Origin of the sequence: Candidatus Erwinia dacicola, assembly GCF_001756855.1 — a bacterium.
GTDB classification, from domain to species: domain Bacteria; phylum Pseudomonadota; class Gammaproteobacteria; order Enterobacterales; family Enterobacteriaceae; genus Erwinia; species Erwinia dacicola.
In genome coordinates, this window is the sequence record NZ_MAYS01000148.1 from 1 (window position 1) to 1,492 (window position 1,492).

Genomic DNA, 1,492 nt, shown 5'->3' on the forward strand with positions numbered 1-1,492 from the left:
TCAAGGATTTTTACATGCATTCAAGTTCTGGAGAGCGTCTTAAAGAGGAGCGCATACGCTTAGGCCTAAGCCAAGCGGCGCTTGGCGAAATTGGCGGAGTCAGAAAACAAGCCCAGCTAAACTATGAGAAAGGTGAGCGCAATCCCGATGTAGCCTACCTATCTGCAATTGCAAAATTTGGAGCTGACGTTCAATTCATTGTTACAGGAGTCAGGTCTGCGGAGACCCTTAACGTTGACGAGCAAGAGCTACTCAACCTATTCAGGAAGGCCTCCCTTGCAATCAAAGCTGCTGCACTCGCCGCGCTTACAGCAGGTAATACTGCATCGAATTCAGTGAACATATCGGGTCAAGGCAACCGTGTCGCAGGCAGGGATTTCAACGAAAACAAGAAGTAAGGACGTTTTATGACGGTCAATTCTACTGGTGAGCAAAACCGTATCGCGGGACGCGATTTCAATGAAAACAAGATCCGGATAGATCAATTTGATGGGCGTAATACCATCAATGTTTCCCTTCCAGAGAAGGAAGTAGATAAGCGCCTTCTTGTTAAGGCTCAGCGCAAGGAGCTAAACAGCCTTGTAACGGCTATTGCTGATGCTGATGCTGGCGACAACGAAGCCTTTATTGTCTGGCAAAAAGTTCACGCTGAGATAGGGGTTACTTGTATTGGGGATATGACCGTTAATCAGTATCGGACAACGGTTAGCTATCTACAGGCCATGCTGGACCGGTGCAAAGAAAAAGACGCCAGCAAAGCTCTGGTAAGCCTCCTCCTGCGCAACAGCCAAGATAGTGAAATCAGGCAGAAACTCATTCGCTACTGTCATATTAACTTCGGTACAGGCAGGCTGAATGATTTAACTCGCCCCCAACTCCAGCTCGCTTTGTCATGGTTGGATCAGCATTCCCATGATGACGACCAGTCAACAGCTTTACCGACTATCACACGCCTAAACTTTGTAACCCTTCTGCGAACCTACCCCATAGTGATCTATGGTGCTTTTATCGTAGGCTTTATTGCTGGTGCTTTAATTTTTTTAATAGATAAGGACATTTGATATGAGACACAAAAAATATGCATGATCGGTATTTTTTCACTGCTAACTATTTCATTGAATCTTCAAGCTGAGGAGTTACTGAAAAGACGCAACATCGAACCAGATTTAACATGCGCCAATGGCCCAGCAAAAATCAAAGATTTGTCTGAGTTAAACTTAGTTTTTGGCGATTATAGCGAGGAAGATGGTAATTTAAAAATTATCTTTATGCTGAAGTTTTTAAGGGTGATCGCCCAGATGTAATAAACCATTTGGTAAAAAATCCCTCATATCTAATACTTATCGTGTATTTGCATTCACTAATATTGACAAAATAACTGTTATATCATCAGCTAAGGAGACCAACCTAATTAATAAAACTGAAAGTGAAATAAAATCACCAAAATATACCATTACAAAAAGCAGAGATCAGGCATTAGCAGACTTACGCA

The 1,492-nt window shown here is 42.8% G+C and carries 3 protein-coding genes; all 3 read left to right on the plus strand.

Annotation, left to right across the window (positions count from 1 at the left end; genetic code table 11):
• The first annotated feature begins 14 nt into the window (after window positions 1–14).
• From BBW68_RS04690 to BBW68_RS04700, 3 genes are read left to right on the plus strand one after another with little or no spacing between them, the layout of a single operon-like run.
• Window positions 15–398, plus strand: coding sequence for a helix-turn-helix domain-containing protein (locus tag BBW68_RS04690; RefSeq protein WP_070134225.1), 384 nt, complete (start codon window positions 15–17; stop codon window positions 396–398).
• A gap of 9 nt (window positions 399–407) precedes the next feature.
• Window positions 408–1,061: a hypothetical protein gene (locus tag BBW68_RS04695; RefSeq protein ID WP_070134223.1), complete on the plus strand. Its 654-nt coding sequence runs from the start codon at window positions 408–410 to the stop codon at window positions 1,059–1,061.
• A gap of 21 nt (window positions 1,062–1,082) precedes the next feature.
• Window positions 1,083–1,304, plus strand: coding sequence for a hypothetical protein (locus BBW68_RS04700; RefSeq protein ID WP_070134224.1), 222 nt, complete (start codon window positions 1,083–1,085; stop codon window positions 1,302–1,304).
• Window positions 1,305–1,492: the final 188 nt, after the last annotated feature.